General features: G+C 39.2%; 21 protein-coding genes. 8 read left to right on the forward strand and 13 right to left on the reverse strand.

The genetic code is table 11. The features are described 5' to 3' along the window. Positions 1-23: 23 nt before the first annotated feature. A complete protein-coding gene (locus F952_RS08700) occupies positions 24-1,097 on the reverse strand; it encodes an NAD(P)H-dependent glycerol-3-phosphate dehydrogenase (protein WP_004925812.1) in 1,074 nt (357 codons plus the stop codon). 30 nt (positions 1,098-1,127) lie between these two features. Next, positions 1,128-1,706, reverse strand: coding sequence for a nitroreductase family protein (locus F952_RS08705; RefSeq protein WP_004925814.1), 579 nt, complete (start codon positions 1,704-1,706; stop codon positions 1,128-1,130). Between the two features lie 210 nt (positions 1,707-1,916). Between F952_RS08705 and F952_RS08710 the strand changes: the two genes are divergently transcribed. Beyond that, positions 1,917-2,288 carry a hypothetical protein gene (locus F952_RS08710; protein WP_004925817.1) on the forward strand — a complete coding sequence of 124 codons (372 nt, stop codon included), beginning with the start codon at positions 1,917-1,919 and terminating at the stop codon, positions 2,286-2,288. Positions 2,289-2,353: 65 nt separating this feature from the next. Here the strand turns inward: F952_RS08710 and rhlB are convergent, their stop codons facing one another. Further along, entirely contained in the window at positions 2,354-3,505 is a 1,152-nt protein-coding gene (rhlB, locus tag F952_RS08715) for an ATP-dependent RNA helicase RhlB (protein WP_004925820.1), read from the reverse strand. 101 nt (positions 3,506-3,606) lie between these two features. Then, positions 3,607-3,819: a cold-shock protein gene (locus F952_RS08720; RefSeq protein WP_004653893.1), complete on the reverse strand. Its 213-nt coding sequence runs from the start codon at positions 3,817-3,819 to the stop codon at positions 3,607-3,609. 371 nt (positions 3,820-4,190) lie between these two features. Between F952_RS08720 and F952_RS08725 the strand changes: the two genes are divergently transcribed. From F952_RS08725 to F952_RS08750, 6 genes are all read left to right on the forward strand, one after another. Beyond that, positions 4,191-4,439, forward strand: a complete 249-nt coding sequence (locus tag F952_RS08725) for a sulfurtransferase TusA family protein (protein WP_004925822.1) — start codon at positions 4,191-4,193, stop codon at positions 4,437-4,439. 131 nt (positions 4,440-4,570) lie between these two features. Beyond that, entirely contained in the window at positions 4,571-5,440 is an 870-nt protein-coding gene (rpoH, locus tag F952_RS08730) for an RNA polymerase sigma factor RpoH (RefSeq protein ID WP_004925824.1), read from the forward strand. Between the two features lie 122 nt (positions 5,441-5,562). Further along, positions 5,563-5,928, forward strand: coding sequence for a DUF423 domain-containing protein (locus tag F952_RS08735; protein WP_004925826.1), 366 nt, complete (start codon positions 5,563-5,565; stop codon positions 5,926-5,928). A gap of 12 nt (positions 5,929-5,940) precedes the next feature. Then, positions 5,941-6,138: a sulfur carrier protein ThiS gene (gene thiS, locus F952_RS08740; RefSeq protein WP_004925828.1), complete on the forward strand. Its 198-nt coding sequence runs from the start codon at positions 5,941-5,943 to the stop codon at positions 6,136-6,138. Between the two features lie 13 nt (positions 6,139-6,151). Beyond that, on the forward strand, positions 6,152-6,937 hold the full coding sequence (locus F952_RS08745; protein ID WP_004925831.1) for a thiazole synthase: 786 nt from the start codon (positions 6,152-6,154) through the stop codon (positions 6,935-6,937). Between the two features lie 79 nt (positions 6,938-7,016). Next, entirely contained in the window at positions 7,017-7,706 is a 690-nt protein-coding gene (locus F952_RS08750; RefSeq protein WP_004925833.1) for a hypothetical protein, read from the forward strand. A 41-nt stretch (positions 7,707-7,747) separates the two neighbouring features. Here the strand turns inward: F952_RS08750 and F952_RS08755 are convergent, their stop codons facing one another. Beyond that, positions 7,748-8,359, reverse strand: a complete 612-nt coding sequence (locus tag F952_RS08755; protein ID WP_004925836.1) for a glutathione binding-like protein — start codon at positions 8,357-8,359, stop codon at positions 7,748-7,750. A gap of 201 nt (positions 8,360-8,560) precedes the next feature. Further along, positions 8,561-10,984: an ExeM/NucH family extracellular endonuclease gene (locus F952_RS08760; RefSeq protein WP_004925838.1), complete on the reverse strand. Its 2,424-nt coding sequence runs from the start codon at positions 10,982-10,984 to the stop codon at positions 8,561-8,563. Positions 10,985-11,175: 191 nt separating this feature from the next. Between F952_RS08760 and trmB the strand changes: the two genes are divergently transcribed. After that, positions 11,176-11,895: a tRNA (guanosine(46)-N7)-methyltransferase TrmB gene (trmB, locus tag F952_RS08765; RefSeq protein ID WP_004925841.1), complete on the forward strand. Its 720-nt coding sequence runs from the start codon at positions 11,176-11,178 to the stop codon at positions 11,893-11,895. Positions 11,896-12,053: 158 nt separating this feature from the next. Here trmB and F952_RS08770 read toward each other — a convergent pair whose 3' ends face one another. The 7 genes from F952_RS08770 to F952_RS08800 all read right to left on the reverse strand — a co-directional run bounded on the left by F952_RS08770 (position 12,054) and on the right by F952_RS08800 (position 20,027). Next, entirely contained in the window at positions 12,054-13,013 is a 960-nt protein-coding gene (locus F952_RS08770; RefSeq protein ID WP_004925843.1) for a D-2-hydroxyacid dehydrogenase, read from the reverse strand. Between the two features lie 73 nt (positions 13,014-13,086). Continuing rightward, complete coding sequence (locus F952_RS08775; protein WP_034709579.1) at positions 13,087-14,070, reverse strand: LysR family transcriptional regulator; 984 nt, start codon at positions 14,068-14,070, stop codon at positions 13,087-13,089. A 208-nt stretch (positions 14,071-14,278) separates the two neighbouring features. Then, positions 14,279-15,238: an agmatinase gene (speB, locus tag F952_RS08780; protein ID WP_004925848.1), complete on the reverse strand. Its 960-nt coding sequence runs from the start codon at positions 15,236-15,238 to the stop codon at positions 14,279-14,281. A 407-nt stretch (positions 15,239-15,645) separates the two neighbouring features. Next, a complete protein-coding gene (locus F952_RS08785) occupies positions 15,646-17,175 on the reverse strand; it encodes an amino acid ABC transporter permease/ATP-binding protein (RefSeq protein ID WP_004925849.1) in 1,530 nt (509 codons plus the stop codon). 22 nt (positions 17,176-17,197) lie between these two features. After that, entirely contained in the window at positions 17,198-18,001 is an 804-nt protein-coding gene (locus F952_RS08790) for an ABC transporter substrate-binding protein (RefSeq protein WP_004925850.1), read from the reverse strand. A 10-nt stretch (positions 18,002-18,011) separates the two neighbouring features. Then, the gene (locus F952_RS08795) at positions 18,012-19,088 is read right to left on the reverse strand and encodes an isopenicillin N synthase family dioxygenase (protein WP_004925851.1); all 1,077 of its coding nucleotides are present in this window, start codon (positions 19,086-19,088) and stop codon (positions 18,012-18,014) included. Next, positions 19,089-20,027 (reverse strand): sugar phosphate isomerase/epimerase family protein, encoded by a 939-nt coding sequence (locus F952_RS08800; protein ID WP_004925852.1) that lies wholly within the window; start codon positions 20,025-20,027, stop codon positions 19,089-19,091. Positions 20,028-20,400 lie beyond the last annotated feature (373 nt).

Here is a 20,400-nt window from a genome sequence, read left to right on the forward strand (position 1 = left end):
CGATAGTTTGTTACATTTATCCGTCAAACTTGATGATGTGGCAATACAAATTCCACATCACTGCGATGCCCATTTTTCATCAATGCCAGTGCAATATTGAGCGGTGGTGCGCCCTCAAAAATAACTTCATACAATGCATTGGTAATTGGCATATACACATCTAGTTCGATTGCTCTCGTCCGTACTTGAACAATGGTATTAATCCCCTCAGCCGTTTGACCTAAAGCTTTAATGGCCTGATCAAGTGTTTTGCCAGAACCCAATGCATATCCAATTTGATAGTTACGACTCAAAGGACTATTACAGGTTGCAAACAGATCACCGACACCTGACAAACCTAAAAAGGTCAATGGGTTAGCACCCAACTTAACTGCGAAACGGCTCATTTCTGCCAAAGCCCGTGTAATAATCATACTTTTGGTATTTTCACCAATATTATAAGCGGCTGCCATGCCCATCGCGATCGCGTAGATATTTTTAAGCGCTCCACCCAGCTCAACACCATGTACATCATCACTGCCAAATACACGGAATAAAGCACTGTGTAGCGCATGCTGAACAGCATAACGAACCAGCTCAGAATCACTTGCAATAACCGTACCCGAAGGCATACCTGCCACAATTTCCTTAGCCAAATTTGGGCCAGACAGCACACCGTAAGGCACTTCAGGCAATTCTTCGCGAATAATATCGCTCATAAAACTAAACGTATTTGCCTCAATACCTTTAGTCAGTGAAACAATAGTCTGTGCCGTGATATAAGGTGAAATCTGTTTCACCACCTCACGAAATGAATGACTCGGAATAGCCACAAAAATAATATCGCGATCACGTACAGCCAATTCGAGATCACTCACCGCCTTTAATTCTGGCTCTAAATTAAAATCGGGTAAATAGCGCTGATTAAAATGCGTTTGATTAATTTCGTCTGCCATTTTCTGATCACGTATCCAGATCATGGTATTACAACCATTACGTGTTGCCAGATTAGCCATAGCAGTGCCAAAACTACCACCGCCCAGCACAGTAACACGCAATGCTGTCTTTTTATCAATTACGACAGGTTCAACGAGATCAGTAAATTTTAAATCGGTCATTCTTGTTCCTAAGTGTTCTGGCAATTTATTTTATTGTGCTGACCATTGTTTTACAAAATTATGTAGATCAATTTCTGTACGGGGTGCAATTGCTTTGGCAGCCGTACCAACATAAATAATTCCAGAAATAATATCCCTTTCATTGAGACCGAAGTGCTGCTTAAACCATGAAGATTCAATGACTGCACCTGAGCGCCACATGGTCGCAAAACCCTGAGCCTGTAAAGACAATAAAAAATTCTGTATCGCTGCACCAGTACTTAAAATCTGCTCAAAAAATGGAACTTTAGGATGATCTTGTAACTGAGTTGCCGCAACCACTAAAAGTGGAGCACGAAATGGATGATGCTTGACTCGATCAAGCTGTACAGGATCTGTTTCTCCCAAATCTTTCAATGCCCCAGTCAACACTTCTCCAAACGCAGCGCGTTGATCGGCGCCTATTACAAAGAAACGAGTCGGTTTTAAACGATGATGATCGGGCGCGGTCAATGCAGCAGAAAAAGCCTGATCTAGTTGTTGTATAGAAGGTGCTGGCTCAATGAGCTGCCCTATCGATTGACGTTGATAAATCACTTGATGGACAAGACTTGCATCTAATTCTGGCATTGGCATTATTAATCTAAATCAAAAACTCACTCAAGTTAGATTAGCATATTCCTGTTTATTTCCAACACATCCAATTACAGGTTTTCATAAGTTTTAAAATGACACTGACTTACAGATGCATAACCCCATCAAAATCTATACAACTTAGCCTATCTGCACCTGAGTAACTATGATCAAATAAAAATCTATCTTAAAACAAACAGGTGGATAATGAACTATAAATTATCAGCAAGTGTAATGGGTATAATGATGTTGACTTTGGCTGGATGTGCCTCAAACCCTACTTCGACTAATGCAATCCAGCTCGAAAATAATCAATTTGAGGTCACTGGCTTAGGTAAAACTAATGTAATTTCAAAAAATAATGCAATTACTGCTGCTAATAAAACCTGTGGTCGCAATACACCTGTCGTAACTAATGAAAAGACAGACTACAACGGTGTATTAAAAGGTGTGGTAGATGAACAAACAGGAAGAATGGTCGAAGCTGCTGCGGGGGTGATTGGCACATTTACAGGTAAGAATGCATCTTTAGCGAAAGATGATGACTACCACACGACTCTCACCTTCTACTGCAAGTAAATTGACTAATTACCCAGATACAAAAAAGATCCCTAAAATGGGATCTTTTTCATAATTAACGAAGATTAACAGTAACCTTCCAAACGCGTTAAAGGAAGTTTTTTCCCAATCGCTTTTTCAATTTCAGGCAAGTAAAACGCATCATCTTCAGACAAAAAGCTAATACTAACGCCTTGTGTACCTGCACGCCCAGTACGACCAATCCGATGCACATAATCATCTGACTGTTCTGGCAAAGTAAAATTCACAACATGCGAAACGCCGTCTACATGAATGCCACGACCAGCAACATCGGTCGCGATCATGATGTTGTTTTTACCCTGCTTAAACTGCTCAAGCATTTTAAGTCGTTTATCTTGTGCAATTTCACCAGATAACATTCCTACTTTATAACCATCTTTTTTCAAATGATCATAAAGACGACGAACCTGATCGCGACGATTCGCAAAAATCATCACCTTATCAATCGGTTCATCTCTAAGAATGTCTTGTAAAAGACGATATTTGTCTTGTTTTGCAACCATGTACACACGCTGCTCAACGTCATTGTTGGTTTTTTGCTCTGGTTCGATTTCAACCGTTACTGGCTCAAACAACCATTGTCTTGCCAAGTTAAGCACATCATAACTAAATGTAGCAGAAAACATGAGCGTCTGACGTTGTTCTTTGCGCGGTGAAAACCGAACAATTCGTTTTACTGAGGGAATAAATCCCATATCGAGCAAACGGTCTGCTTCGTCAATGACCAGAAACTCAATTTGATCTAACCAGACTTCTTTCTGCTCAACAAAATCAATCAGACGTCCAGGTGTTGCAACCAAAATGTCGATAAACTTTTCATTCAGCGGTTTTTTCTGTTTATCAAAATCTACTCCACCCACAAGTGTTAACACATTAAGATCTGTAAATCGAGTTAACTCTCGTGCATCACTCTCAATTTGTAGAGCCAACTCTCTTGTAGGTGCTAAAATCAGCGCACGCACTTCACCACGATAGCGTTGTTCTTGAATAGGATTATTGAGTAAATCATTGATTACGCTAATGAGGAAGGCTGCTGTTTTACCTGTTCCGGTTTGTGCTCGCCCAATCGCGTCATGTCCTGCGAGTGTATATTTTAAAACCTTTTGCTGAATTGGGGTCATTTGTGTAAACCCTAATGCATCAATCGCTTGTTTAAGTTGCGGATGTAAATTCAAGGTTCCAAAACCAGATGCCATAAACTGTTGCTCTAACGTTAACCACTCAGATGTGGACTATAGTATAAAACAAAAACGCTCCAATTTAAAAAATTGGAGCGTTTCTCAATCTAAAAGATTGATTAGTCTAAAGGCTGAACGTTTTCAGCCTGAAAACCTTTTTGACCTTGAACAACACTGAATTCAACGCGTTGACCGTCACGAAGTGAACGGTGACCGTCACCCATGATTGCACGGAAATGAACAAATACGTCATCACCACCGTTACGTTGAATAAAGCCAAAGCCCTTGGTATCGTTAAACCACTTTACTACACCTTGTTCACGAGCTGTCATAAGTCAATCCTCAGAAGTTAAATTAAAGGACCTTCCGGTGTTGCAAACAGCATAGCAAACAAGATTCGAAATTCTTTGTTATTTCAAAGCTTGTAATCATTCTGTAAAACTATCAACAATTTCCCGGTTACATCCATTTGTTATAGGGTTAATAACAATTATTTTTGATAACGCAATAAATCCTAAAACCATTCGAGATTAACATGGGTTGATGACAATTAATAGAATTATTTTTGCTAATTTACTTGGTTTTTCGACTATTTTTTGCTGTTTAGTTTGACTTAAAAATCTTTCTTAGCGAGTTTATGTTTTGCGTTTAATTTTTTTTTGGTAGGATATCTTTTTTATATGCAACGTAGTCCTTGAATTGAATGAATGAGCAACCTTACTCAACTTCAACAGATGTCGTTGAAATCGACGCAATGGGTCAACCCTGCCCTATGCCGCTTCTTATGTTGAAACGTCAACTAAAAAAATCAACCAGTGCTCAGATGTTTTGTCTTAAGTCATCAGATCCGCATAGCGAGATTGATGTCACACGCTATTGTCAAATTCACGATTTAAAGTGTACATTCAGCAAATTATCTGAACATGAATTTCATTATTTGATTGAATCTTAATTATTTATTGCTAAAATTAAAGATTGGATCGCTTATAAAACTTTACATTTCTCTACCCAATTTTTCTTAATTATGAAGATGCTTCACATTAAGATGTTTATATTGGTTATACCATCCTACAAGGAGAACTCATGAGTGACAGCAGCAATCAGTTGATGCCCCTGTCCTTATCTGCGCCCGGTGTAAATCTTGGTGCCTATATCAGCACCGTTAATCAAATTCCGATTTTAACGGCTGAGCAAGAGAAAGAGCTTGCTGAGCGTTATTATTATGATCAGGATCTTGATGCAGCCAAAATGCTGGTCATGTCTCATCTTCGATTTGTAGTGCACATTGCGCGTAGTTATGCAGGTTATGGTTTACCTCAAGGCGACCTGATTCAGGAAGGCAATCTCGGCTTGATGAAAGCCGTAAAACGTTTCGATCCAAATATGGGCGTGCGTCTGGTTTCCTTCGCAGTTCACTGGATTAAGGCTGAAATTCACGAATACGTGATTCGCAACTGGCGTATTGTCAAAATTGCGACCACCAAAGCTCAACGTAAATTGTTTTTCAATTTGCGTAGTCTAAAGAAATCAAGTAAAAAGCTGACTTTAGAAGAAGCACAATCGATTGCAAATGATTTAAACGTAACCCCTGAACAAGTTCTGGAAATGGAAGGCCGCTTAACCGCTTATGATGCAGCCTTTGAAACGCAAGGTGATGACGACGATGACTCATCAACACATGTTGCACCAGCATTGTATCTTGAAGATAATCGTTATGATCCAGCGCGTTTGGCTGAAAATGACGATTATGAAGAGCAAAGTTCAACAGCTCTGCATGAGGCTATGAATCAACTTGATGATCGTTCGAGAAATATTTTACAGCGTCGCTGGCTAGATGATGACAAATCAACATTACATGAGCTCGCTGCGGAATATAACGTTTCTGCCGAACGTATTCGACAGCTTGAAAAAAATGCCATGGAAAAAATCAAAGTTGCGATGTCCGCAGGCTAAATTATTTCGTTTAAGTCATATAGAAACTTAAGGGCATCATGCCCTTTTGTTTTGTTTAACTATTTTTAGCCAACCTGATTTGTGCTAATGTTCTAGCGTCTTTTTTAACGATCATTGCGCTTATGTGGATCGCAGTTTCAGCCGTTAATCTGGCCCTGGCCGTTATATTGGGTGCATTTGGTGCTCATGGTTTAAAAGCATATGCTTCGCCTGCAAAACTGGCCTGGTGGCAAACAGCTACAGATTATTTTTTCTATCATGCATTAGGATTACTCGTTCTTGGAGTAATTTCTAAAACCTATACTGTACTTCCAATCAAAAGCTCTTTTATCCTCATTCAAATTGGAATTCTGTTTTTCTGTGGTTCTTTATATTTGATGGCGCTGGGTTTGCCTCGTGGATTTGGTGCAATTACACCGATTGGTGGTGCATTCATGATTCTAGGATGGATCGTCTTGGCTTGGAACGCGGTAAAATACGCAAAATAATCAGGAACAGGAATGCAGATTTATTTGAACGGCGAGCTGATCGAAACAGCTTGTCAAAATCTTTTGGAACTTACTCAAAACCTTACACTTGAGGGAAAACGTTTTGCGGTAGAGCAAAATGAACAAATTATTCCCAAAAGTCGGTTAGCACTCACCCCTATTTCCGATCAAGATCGTATCGAAATTATTCATGCTGTCGGTGGCGGCTAAAACGGAGTTTTTCATGCAAGATTCACCTTTAATTATCGGTTCACGTCAGTTTCAATCTCGCCTTTTAGTCGGTACAGGCAAATATAAAGACCTTAATGAAACTGATCTTGCAATTCAGGCGAGTGGTGCTGAAATCGTGACTGTCGCCATACGTCGCGTCAATATTGGACAACATGCAGATCAACCTAATCTTCTTTCTGTAATTCCACCAGAAAAATATACGATTTTGCCAAATACTGCAGGTTGTTTTGATGCAGATAGTGCAATCCGAACTTGTATGCTGGCACGTGAACTACTCGATGGCCATAATTTAGTCAAGCTTGAAGTATTGGGTGATCAAGACACGCTTTATCCGAATATCACGGAAACATTAAAAGCAGCACGTACACTGATTGATGATGGTTTTGAGATCATGGTATATACATCAGATGACCCAATTGTTGCCAAAGAGCTCGAAAGTATGGGATGTGTTGCCATCATGCCTTTGGGCAGTCTGATTGGTTCTGGTTTAGGTATTTTAAATCCACATACCATTTCGATTATTAAGGAAAATGCCAAAGTTCCCGTGTTAGTTGATGCAGGCGTAGGAACTGCTAGCGATGCTGCAATCGCAATGGAACTCGGCTGCGATGGCGTGCTGATGAATACAGCAATTGCAGCAGCTCAACATCCAGTTTTGATGGCATCTGCCATGAAAAAAGCGATTGAAGCAGGCCGAGAAGCCTTTTTAGCGGGTCGTATGCCACGCAAACGAATGGCGAATGCCAGCTCTCCAGAAACAGGCTATTTCTTTAAATAACGCATACTATTATTATATTGAAAAGTTTCAAAGGATTCTTCGGAATCCTTTTTCATAAAAACAATGAGAGCAAGCGCAAATGCGAAAAATAATGATTGGTCTTTTAGGTGTAAGTTTTACAACAGTTGCTTTTGCTAATTCTGATCAAAAAAACTATCAACAATTTGTACCTAAAAACTGGAAAATCATCGAAACAGCTCACGGTGATTTAAATCATGATGGCATGCAAGATCTCGTCTTGGTGATTGAGGAAAATAATCGCAAAAATGTAATTACCAATGATGGACTTGGAAACCCTAAACTCAATACCAATCCCAGAGCTTTGTTGGTGTTATTCAAAACAGCTCAGGGTTATCAATTGATCAGCAAAAACGAAAAACTTCCTAGTGAAAATGATGCAGACTCGCGTTGTCTTGCCGACCCACTCGAAGATGGTGCTGTGACGATTGCAAAAGGTATTTTAAAAATCAATCTACATTATTGGCTCAGTTGCGGCTCGTGGTATGTGACCAACAATACGTTTAGCTTTCGCTACCAAAATCAAAGTTTCAAATTAATTGGTTTTGATCAAATGAGTTTTCATCGGGCTTCTGGTGAGAAAAGTTCATTGAGCATTAATTTTTCAACTGGAAAAGTGAAAGAAATCACAGGTAAAAATGAGTTTGAGGAGAGTACTCAACCTGCAAAAACTGAATGGAAAAATCTAAAAAAACAATATGATTTAAAATTGCAATCTATCAATTTTAAAGAACCACCAGAATTTGAATAGAAAAATACCTCAATTACTTGAGGCATTTTTTCTGCGTGAAGTTATGCAATCAAGCCTTCATCGCGCATTGCAATTTGGACAGATTGACGTGCTGCAACCTTATCACGGATCGCATTGATATTTTGATAAGGACTCAAATCATGCCCAATACTTTTTGACCAATTGGTAAGCACAAACAGATAAGCATCTGCTGGACCAAAATTATCGTCTACAAGATATTCATTTTCAGACTCACCAATCGCCCGATTGATATAGTTCAGCAAGCGGTCTACTTCTTTATAGGCTTTTTCTTTTGCTTCACCTTCTAACGGCGCACCAAAGAAAACAGCATAAGCATCATGCAACTCAGAATTAAGATATCCCAACCATTCTAAAACTTTGGCACGCCCCATGCCCGATGGTGGAATCAAATCCTGTTTTGGATCATGCTGTGCCAGAAAAGGCAGAATCGCAACATTTTCAGTGAGGATCAACCCTGGATTAATTTCAAGTGCTGGTACATAGCCTTTCGGATTGACTTCATAGTAATCTGCGCCTTTTTCTGTTTTATGTGTTTTAAGATCAACTTTTTCTAGATCAAAATCGACATTAATTTCATTGAGAATGATATGTGCTGCCAATGAACATGCGCCTGGTGAGTAATACAACTTCATATTGGATCCTTGTTATCAAACTATTTTATGTTCTAAAACGCTTCTAGGTAACATGCAAGGATTATATAAACTTCCTTACAAAAGTAAAGCCAAGATAATCTTTATCACTCTACTATTAATAAAAAAGAATTTCCCTTGCAAGTGATATTCCTGTGTATTTGTTCAAAATATGAATGAACACACTCAAAATTTGTTAAAAACTCAAGTACGGGTAAAAAGTTGAGCAATCCAGTCTAACAGTTGCTGAATAAAATTCAGTACGCCGCCTTGCTGCGCACTTTCTTTCAAGTCCAGATCGACGATTACTGGGTCATGGTCAGATGAGCGATAAGCATCATCTGCATAAAATAATGTTTTTTGCTCGTCCGTTTTATATTCTTCATTATAATCAAGTGCGGTAGGCTCATCTGCATTGATATGCCACACAAATGCACGTTTTACAAAACGATACAGATTTGAATCTGCAATTGCATGATCAATATTGCCTGCACCACCATAGCCTAACGCATTACTGGAAACACCAAATACGTAGCTATATGCCTGTTTACCCTGACCGATTTTTTCATCGTTTAATAAAACTTTATAATTGGCTTTTTCAAAAGCTAAAATTGGATCTTCTTTGGCATAACTATTCATATCACCCAGAAATAGAATATTTGGCTGCTGAACGCGTGTTGGATTTTTTGCTGCCCACTGAATCAATTGTTCAACTGCTTTAACCCGTGTTGGGTTCCAGCATCCTTGGCCATCCAACTGATCTGCATCAGTTGAGGCTGTATCCTCAGGACAGCTCCCTTTAGATTTCAAATGGTTTGGAATGACGGTAAAGAACTTACCACCATGAATCGGTTGAAATGTCTGTGCCATGGTCACACGATTTTTTTGACTCTGATCATCAAAAACAACCGCCGCATTAACGGGTTTGACACGTTTGGCGTTATATAATATTCCAACAGCGATGACATCTGAACCCAGTCGATTCATATTAGGTGGAGTAATATATTTCCAGTCTGGGCCAAGAGATTTGGTCAGATAAGCAATTGCACTTTTTTCATCATAACCATTGTTTGCTATTTCCATTAATCCGTATACATCAGCATTAATTGCTTTTAATGCAGTGACAATTTTCTGATGTTGACGACTAAATTCTGTTGCTGTTGTTGCACCACGATCCGTTGGAAAACCCTTTTCTGCTCCATTGTCATAATTGAGTACATTAAATGCCGCAACACGAATATTCTGGCCATTTTTTGCTGCTATAGTTTGACGAGGGTTTGTATCTTCAACAATTTGAATATTATGTTGGTTTGGAATGGGCTGAATGCGCCAACTGTTAAATCGGTATTCCAGAATCCCTTCTACATTTTTCAGTTGATAACCCGATCTAAGTGTATGTGCAGCACTAAAATTTTGAGGCAACCAAGGCGTTCTATTTTGATTATTATAGCCATCGTCCAGAATAATCCTGGAGAGCAGGTTTTTCTGTGCTAATGCTTTTGCATCACTTGAGTTTGCAGGGTATAAATTGGTTGGAATATATAAGCGGCCCAAGCTTAGAGATAATTCTCCAAATCGACCATAATTATAATTTTCACTCACTGTCAAATTCTGTGCAAACTTGACGAGCATCCCCTGATAACGCTGAGGAACATGACCTTCGTTTCCTGTTAAAGCTGTAAAAGGCAACTGAATGATCTGTGGCTGGATTTGGTTTTGGGCAGCAGTATTACAGGTCTTGATATCTTGCGAGAGCTGATCAATCTGTTTTTGATTTTGATACGTCGTTAAACGTCCTCGAAGAATCACCTCCTGACCAACCTCACCACCTTTGATCTGACTACTTGCAGGAATATAGACAAAGATCGCATTACTTAAACCAGCTTTGGCTTGACTATCTGGTGTTTGAATATAAAAGCCAGAAAAACCGTTACTGTAACGATAATCGGCTGTGATAATACCTCGAACAGTGTAATACTGATTTTGTGCCGCGCTTTGAAGATCTGCAATAGGAGTGTCTTGGCTAGAACAACTCACAGCTTCAGTGGCAGGTGGCGTTGCGGTGGTTTGAATATTAGAAAAATCATTACGATTTGACCAAGCTGCCCATGACTGGTCTAGATCAAAAGCGGCGGTAGCATCAATACTTAACGCAGAATTTTCAGTCTGAATTCGTTTAAAACTATTACCGATACTTGAAACTGCATTACCCCACCCTTTTTCAGGACGTTCTCCAATCCGACCAAAACGGTCGACCGCAACACCTCGATACAACAGTACAATCGCATCATCACCATTAAAAGATAATCCTGCAACCTGATTTACCTTTGCCCCAAGCTCTGCCTGTAATTCTGAACGGCCAATCACAAATTTTTGTTTACTTGCCAGATTTCCCTGCAAACTCACAGTTAAAGATTTGGCTGTACCTCCATTATTAAATTGCTGTACTTCATAATCTGACAAATTAACAGAACTATTGTCAGGATTATAAATCTCAAGACCTTTTCGATTACTGCTGCCATCAATATATTGGCTAAACATCAACTGCGCATAAATAGAAGATGACGTAGACAATGCCCCAACACATAACAGGGATAGACTTAATAAATTCAGTTTAGAAACCTTCATAGTTTTTAGCCTTTTATTTAATTTTTATCTAGAGTAGATAATCAAAATGACAAGCACATGAAGAAAAAATGAAAGTTGATCTATATGACTGCATCAGAAAAGATGGTCTAAATGATTATTCAGAATAGGTTTGACATCATTTCTCAAGTATTTACAATACGGCATCTGGATTTTTGAGTCATACCAAAATTATGTCGACTGATCAGTTAGAAACGCAGATTACTGAACTGGATAATTTGCCTGAACACCGCGAAATTGTGACATTTATGCGTCGCTCTGCGCCGCTTAATACCTCGCAGCGTTCCGCTTTAGAGCAATATCAAGATTTAATTTTGGAATATCCCGTTGGTGATTTACGCCAGCACTTTGAACACCCTGAACACCCATTAACGGTTGAAATCGGTTTTGGTATGGGCCGTTCTTTAGTTTTGATGGCCAAAGCTCATCCTGAACGTAATTTTGTAGGAATTGAAGTACATGTTCCTGGAATTGCACAATGTGTTTATGAAGCAGGCATGGCTGGCCTAAAAAATTTACGTGTACTGGATGCCGACGCTATTCAGGTACTTCGTGAAATGCCAGACAACAGCATCAACTGCGTACAACTTTATTTTCCAGATCCGTGGCAGAAAAAACGTCATTTTAAACGCCGTTTCGTTATTCATGAACGTATGCAACTGGTCGAGCAAAAATTAGAACTTGGCGGAACTTTTCACGCAGCGACCGACTGGGAACCTTATGCAGAATGGATGCTTGATGTCCTAGATAATCGCCCTGCTTTAGAAAACCTGGCAGGTAAAGGCAATAGTTACCCTCGCCCAGAATGGCGTCCACAAACTAAATTCGAACGTCGTGGTATCGAATCTGGTCACAAGATCAATGATTTTATTTTTAAGAAAATTGGATCATAAGCTGATTAACACCTAGCTGATACCATATTTAATCGCATTAAATATTAACTGTTTAATGCGATTTTTATTTTTTTACAGCGTGGTGATTTTCTACGCTTAATCAACTTTCCTCATCTACATGCAGATTTGCAACTCGCTGATCAAGATGTCCAACACTGCTAAACGATTCTATTGTGATCTATTCCATCTAAATTTAAATGAATATTCTGAACCAGTATCTCAATCATACGCTGTTTCGCCTCTTCGCTTGCCCATGCGATATGCGGTGTAAGCAATATATTGGGTAATCCACTCTTTAAAAGTGGATTATCTCTAGGAGGAGGTTCTTGGGTCATGGCATCTGCTCCATAGCCCGCAATGCGGCCTGTACGAAGTGCAATGAGTAAATCGTGCTCATTTACTAACCCACCTCGACTGACGTTTATAATAAAACTATTCGGTTTCATTAAATTTAGTGTTTCTTGATTAAGCATATGCCGATTGTCAGCGTTTAGTGAACAATGCAATGACAGCACATCTGCAATTTGAAGTGCTGTCTGAAATGGAATATATCCCTCTCTACAGCCTTCTTGATTCGGGCGTTCAGAAAAAAATACCTGCATTCCAAACGCTTGTGCTTTTAATGCCAAGGATTGTCCTATTTCACCTCGACCTACAATCACCAATGTTTTGTCTTTAAGATCATAAATTGGAAAGTGATGATCTTGATAGCAAAAACAATTGCTGTCACTCCATAATCCTGAAACAACTGAATTCTGATAAAACTGCAAATTTTTAACCAAATTCAGCATGAGTAAAAAAGCATGTTCGGCGACGGTATCGCCTGCATATCCCTTAATATTACACACTTTTATATTTCTCTGTTTTGCTAACCCAATATCGACATGATCAAAACCAGTCGAACAGAGTGCAATCAATTGAAGCTCTGGATTGTTATCCATCACTTGCTGATCAACTTTTAAATCATTTACGATTAAAACATGCTGATCCTTCACTTGATCATAAAATTGCTGTTGGGTTAACTTTTCAAATTCGGTGTAGTTCACAGGAAAATTAAATCTGAACGTTTGATTCCCCAAATACTGTTTTTCAGTACATGTTATTCTGACGTGCTGCATATCACTCATCTCAATTTTAATAATTTAAAACATCAGTTAAATGATCAATACTGATCGCTAACGGATGATTTTTTTAAGCCACGCTTGGTATAGATCGCGTTTTTTTAATTGAAGAAGTTAAAGTGAAACTGCATGAAGCATGATCATGATAATACTCACAAATAAAATCTTTACAGTAGCTCATAAATTTTTCTGTAACTTCATTCGAATTGACACTGGAGATTGTGGCAATTCCTATACTTACTGGTGCATGATCTCCTTCTAACATTATGCGAATGAGTTTTTTACCATTTAATGTATGCTCAAGCTTATGTCGTAAATTGGTCATGCTGTAACCCCATCCATCAGCCACCATGGTTCGTACTAGATCATAGTTTTTGTAGGTATCTTTGATATGTGGCACCAAGTTATGCTGTGTAAATAAATCAGTGCAATAATCTTTATAATAGGGAGAGTCGTGCAAAATCATCGGAAACTGAGTTAAATCTTCTAAGCGAACACTTTTCATTTTTGCCAATGGATGATGTTCACTCACCAACACATGAGGAGGCAAACTCACTATCGGCTCAAAACAAATAAGGTTATGATCAATCTGTAAATTTGTGGTGATTGCCATGTCTACTTTATTTGAGAGTAAAGCATTCATGAGTTCGTCATGGCTACCATCCACTAAGCGAATATCATCTTGTTGATGTAAAAGATTAAAATCATGCACAATATCTGAATAAATCAACGGCGTTAAAACATGATGACAACCCACTTGTAAGGCTCGTTGTGTCAAACCGCGATATTCAGAAGCAAGTGCATAAAGTGCATAGGTTTGCCCCAAAATAAACAAACATTCTTTAAGAATTTTTTCACCGATATTGGTCAAGGATAAGCCACGCGCGTGTTGACGAATAAATAATTTCACTTTTAATTCTGATTCAATATGGGAAATTGCAGCAGAAATTGAAGGTGGAGAAACATGTATTTTCTCCGATGCCACAATAATACTGCCATGCTGTGCAGTTGAAACAAAATATTCCATTTGTCTGAAAGATATGCGATTCAACACTGTTGTTTTCTCCATATTTTTAAGAGCAAACATAAATAGAAAATTCAACTCATAAGAAAATAAAGTAATCTACTATTTATGCTTCATTTAAAACGCCAAGATGATTGACCTTAACTACAATCAATTTTCATCATAGAAAATATGTCTTCCTCTACCATGCTTTTAAAGTAAGGTCATTGATATTTACCTATGTAACTCGCTAAAAACTTTATTTCTTCATGACATTTGGCAAAATACATAACATTTCAAACAAGAGATTGGCACCGAGCAAGGAGGTATTTCCTGTAGTGTCATAAGGTGGAGAAATCTCGACCAAATCGCCACCTATAATATCCAGCCCCTCACATCCACGAATAATTTCCAGCGCTTGAATAGTAGTCAGCCCACCAATCTCTGGCGTTCCTGTGCCTGGTGCCCAAGCAGGATCGATCCCATCGATATCGAAAGATAAATAAACAGGCCCGCCACCTACTTTTTCTCTGACTTCAGCCATGAGTGGCGCTAAAGATTGATGCCAGCATTCTTCCGCCTGTACCACCCTAAATCCCTGACGACGACTCCAGTTAAAGTCATCGGCACTATAACCCTGTGCTCTTAGGCCAATCTGTACGACACGATCACAATCCAGAAGATCTTCTTCTACTGCGCGGCGAAAGGTGGTTCCATGCGCAATTTTTTCACCAAACATGTGGTCATTGACGTCTGCATGGGCATCGATATGTACCAAACCGACTTTGCCATGTTTTTTCTTAAGTGCCCGTAGAATCGGTAATGTTAAAGTATGGTCGCCACCCAGTGTTAAGGGAATAATTCCATATGACAAAATGCGGTCATATTCTTGTTCAATAATTTCAACAGCATGCAGTAAGTTAAATGTATTGATTGCAATATCACCAATATCCGCCACATTAATACAATCAAACGGTGCCGCGCCGGTTGCCATGTTATACGGTCTGATCATGACGGATTCTGCGCGAATCTGACGCGGTCCAAAGCGTGTTCCAGATCTAAGGGACGTTCCAATATCCAAAGGAATACCCACAAATGCAGCATCCAATTTAGCCAACTCCTCAGGCGTTTCAATAACGGGTAAACGCATCATGGATGCGATACCACCAAAACGCGGCATTTCGTTTCCACCAAGAGGTTGATGTAAATTTTTGGCCATTTGTATACCTATATCTGTTTGTTTTCATTATTTATCTAATAAAAACACCTTAGCTTAAATAGTATTTATTAAATAATTAGTTTTGATATTTATAAACTAATTAAAAGCAGGATATGACCTAACGCTACATTTGAAGATCTCACTCTAGAATGTGATCTATGAATACGTTCTTTTAAATGACCATAGGATTAGGGAGGTTTGAAATTTAGCTGAGATTAAAAGTCAAACTGCTTCAGATCAGGATAATGTAGATCTGAAGTAGTCTGGTTTGATAAGAAGAGCGTGACTTAATTTGATAGGTTTGAATAACTAAATCCTAATATAGTCATATATTTGTTTAGGGATTTATTCTTGTTTTACCCCCACATAGAGTGAAATGATATCTTCAATCTTTAGATATGTAAGGCTCAGCCCTCTGATTTGACTTGCATAAACTCATGTACCCGACTGAACGAAGCAGATGAAGAACAACGAATATCATCAGGTGATGCATCACACTGCACCACACCATGTTCCATCATAATCACCCGATCTGAAATAGATAATGCGAAATCCATCTCATGTGTCACAATCAGCATGGTCATGCCTTCACTGGCAAGAGATTGAATCACCTTGAGAACTTCGCCAACCAGTTCTGGATCAAGTGCAGAGGTCGGTTCATCAAACAGCATGATATCGGGCTTGAGCGCCAATGCTCTTGCAATTGCAACACGTTGCTGCTGCCCACCAGAAAGCTGATGTGGATATTTATCAATATGTGCAAGTAAGCCAACCCGATCGAGTAAATACAGTGCCTGTTCTTTAACCACAGTATGATCAAATAGCTTGTGATACATCGGGGCAAGCATCACATTATCTAAAACAGTGCGGTGTGGAAATAAATTGAACCCTTGAAATACCATGCCGATACGACGAACTCCAGCACGCATCTTCTGTTTATCGATTACTGCACCGCCTTTGATATAACTCTCACCATACAATACAATTTCGCCATCATCGACACTTTCAAGTGCATTGATGGTTCGAATAAGTGTGGTTTTACCAGAACCTGATGGCCCAATAATACTTAACACTTCACCATTTTTTACCTTTAGATTAATTCCCTTTAAAACCTGATGCTGCCCCCATGATTTATAAATATCTCGCAAATCTAATGCAACAGGGCTTCCAGCAATTAATTCTTTGGTATTCAGGTTAGATGCAGGAGCATTCAAACTTTGTCTTAATGCCATGCATTCACTCTCTTTAAGTGTTTGCGGTGATCTACGTTGTAGATTAAGGAAATTCTCAAGCCATTTAAATAACCAGGTAAATAATGTCACAATCGTCACATAATAAACCGCTACAGCAAGCAGCGTTTCCATGACAAGAAAATTATCTGCATATAAACGCTGACCTGTCAGTAATAATTCAGGTAGTGAAATAACCGATAAGATCGAACTCAATTTAATGACAGTAATAAATTCATTAATTAATGTAGGTAATGCAATTCGAAATGCCTGCGGAATCACAATCAAACGCTGAATGCCAAAAAAACCAAAGCTTAACGCATGTCCAGCTTCATTTTGTCCTTTGGTCACAGACAATAAACCACCCCGATGAATCTCTGCCATATATGCTGCTTCAGTAACTGTCATTGAGATCAGACCTGCAATAAATGGCACACCCAATAAAGGCTGAGTGATTGGAAACATCTGTGGCAAATTATATACAAAAACCAGCAGTACCATTAAAGGGATACTACGGAAAAACCAGATATAGAGTTCGACGGGAATTTTAATCCAGCGTGGGGCGGATACCTTTGCACACGCCAAAACAAATCCCAATACCATCCCAATAAACCAAGATAACGAACTGATTACAATGACAGTTACGCAGGCCTTCCAAAACTCTGCAAAGCCAAATAAAGAGAAGAAATATTCCCAATCGAATTCCATACTGACTCCCAATCTCAAACAATTAATGAACAGGCTCTAAATTATATTTTTTGATCAGCGCGCTATATTGACCATTGGCCTTGGCTTTCGCGAGCGATGATTTAATGGCTGAGACAAGTGCGGTATTTCCTTTGGTGACATAGATCCCGAGTGGCAATGGATAGACCAGACGTGAAGAACTCACTACAAGACGACCACGACTTTTCTCAACGAGAATTTTTGCCGCTGGCGCAATTTCCAGTTGTGCACTTACGTTTCTTGACATCAATGCCTGAGAGACTTCAGGAGCTGTTGGAAACTCCATCACCTGAATGGCGGGTTTTCCATTTTTAATACAATAAGCCTCTGAATGTTTCTTAAGACTGGCCACCCATGCAGTTCCTTGCTGCAAACCTACTTTTACACCGCACAAATCATTTTCAGTCTTTGGTAAAATGTTGCTATTTTTAAGCGCAATAATTGAAGCACCCGTCATGGCATAAGGAATGGCATCTGCTTGTTTTAGACGCTCTGGAGTGACATATAACCCTGAAATAACCGCATCATACTTTTTACCCAGACCCAAAATCAGGCTGGTAAACTTGGTATCAATCAGTTGAGGTTTAGCATTTAAATCTTTGGCAATCAACGCAGCAAAATCTGGATCAAGACCAACGATATTTTTATTGCTGTCATAAGATTCAAACGGTGGATAAGTTGCCTCTAAACCGACTTTAAACACGCCATTGGTGAGTAATGGTGCAGCATGGCTCATTGATGAAAAGCATGTGACTGCGGCGACAGATAAAGCCATCCGACATGAAAAATTTTTAAAGGTCTGTTTCATAAATCAATCCTCACAAATTGCTAGTGGTTTTTTGCTTTGCTTGTTGTTTCAGGTGACCAAAAGTATGGGTTGCTCTCGCCCTTTCTGATAATTGCAACTCACCCTTGGCAACTTTTTCACGTAAGTAACGATAGGTTTGTAATGCCTGACTCCACATATGTTCACCAATACTTAGCTCTTTATATTGATCTGCCTCGTTTGCTTTTAAGAAATGCGGTAATGGGCGAATTAGCGTGTGATAATCACAAGCAAAGAACAGTGGAAATGAATAACGCTCTTGGGGTACTTTGCGAACGCGGTGTGCAGTAGCAATAAAGGTGCCAGCACTCAAGACCTCCAGCATGTCACCAATATTAATGACAAAAGCTTCTTCACCATTGATATCTTTAGATGGCGGCGCATCAATCCAGACTCTATCTTCATTGAGCACTTCTAAACCTGGCTGGTCTGCAAGCAATAGTGTGAAACATTCATAATCAGTATGTGCACCAATGCCTGGTTTATCTTCCGCTGTTGCGTCAAAAGGATAGTGAATCAGACGTAGTTTTGATGGCGGGCAAGTCACCATTGACTTGAAATAACCTTCTGGCAAACCAAGTGCCAGTGCAAAAGCATCAAATAAACGATGTCCTAAAGCAAAAACTGCCTGATAATAATCCAAAACTTGTGACTTAAATTCTGCAAGTTCTGGCCATTCATTTGCACCAATCAGAGGGGTTTTGGACACGACAAAAGGATGATCCTCTGGAGCCTGAAAGCCGACATCAAATGCCTCTTTTAAATCTGGTTTTCCAGAACCATAAATCTCTTCACCTTCGGGAACATAACCCTTATGACTTTTCGATTGGCCAATGTAGTAATTCATTTTTTCTTGCATTGGCAAAGCGAAGAATTTTTTTGCTGCTGCCCGCACACCTGCGATCAACTCTGGTGCAATACCATGACCAGTGATATAGAAAAATCCAACCTTTCGCGATGCCTGTCCAATGGCATCTGCAACGGCTTGTCGCTCGGCAAGATTTTCGCTATTTAAGCCCTGTATATTAATCACGGGTAGTTCAGTAAAAGCGCCTTTAACCTTGGTCATTTAGTTGCCCTCCTTTTTCATTGAAGATAAAAATTCGTTAAAATGCTGTTGTTCCTCATGCAACATCCATGCATTAAGCGACCACAAATCAGCCACAGGTACATTGGTAAATGGTAAGTGGTGTAAATAACCATCAGCACCAAATTCAGGCGTAAGTGTAGTTTGCTGATAACCACGACGATGCTGCGACTGCCAGATTTTCTGCCAGAAATCTTGCTGAAACTTGAGAGCAGTTTGGTATTCTGGAGCGGCTGGATGCGGAACCTGAGGTCCTTGGTCGTATCCAACCCGAGCCTGAATATGATGAACACGATCAATAAATGCAGTGAAATCATCACACGGATCATTTAACAGACGTTCACTAACAACAATCCAGTGGCTAATATCAGCAGTAAATTGTAGTTGTGGAAGCTGCTGTATAATTTCTAATGTCAGCCAAGGACTATAAAGCGACGTTGCTCGATGCGTTTCAAAACTACAATTCAGCTCAAAACACTTTGCCAGCTCATGTGCTTTTCCTAGAAAATCAACTTGCTGTGCCAGAGGCCAACGATCATTTCCTGCAAGTAAATTGACAAATAATGGCTGCAATTGCTTGGCTGCATCGAAGCGTTGTTTTAAACGTTCAAGATGCTGTTCTGGTGTTTCTTTCTGCTTGGGTATGACATCGCCACCACTGAATACAATCGCAATATATTCAAGTTCTGCCGCTCGAATATCTGATGCCAACGCTTGCTGTTCATCTAAAGTTAACGGCACACGTGCTTCAATTCCAGAACAACCCGCTGTCTTTAATTCACAAAGTGTCTGTTGCCAAGAGGAGTTAACCCCCCATAAGGTACGAAATGTTTTAAGTTGCATGCCACGTCCCTGAGATGTGACATCTTCAATAGGTACGATTTCATTTCTATGCCGAGATGGATCAAGATGCTGATTCATTTTTAGATCTGTATCTAGCTGTTTTATTGATGTTATCTCTTAAAGCTACAGTGTGTTAAATAGCAATTTCTAAATAATTAGTTTTGAATTTTCTAAACTAAATAAATGAGCTTTAGATTATTTGATTGCTCTATACCTGCTTAAATATGGAAAATTGAGATCAACTACTCTTAGCTTATTCGAACTTGATTCTTGTGATTAAATAGATGTATATAGACATCACCTTAATCTCAAAAAATATTAGGCGTTAGAAAAGCAAAGCATCTGAAATTAAAATAATTATTATTTATATTTGTACCTGTAAGCATGATATAGGTGTGGCGAAGAAATCATACGTATATGCCAAATCGTTTTATTCAATTCATATTTAGTT

Origin of the sequence: Acinetobacter baylyi DSM 14961 = CIP 107474 (genome assembly GCF_000368685.1) — a bacterium.
GTDB lineage: Bacteria > Pseudomonadota > Gammaproteobacteria > Pseudomonadales > Moraxellaceae > Acinetobacter > Acinetobacter baylyi.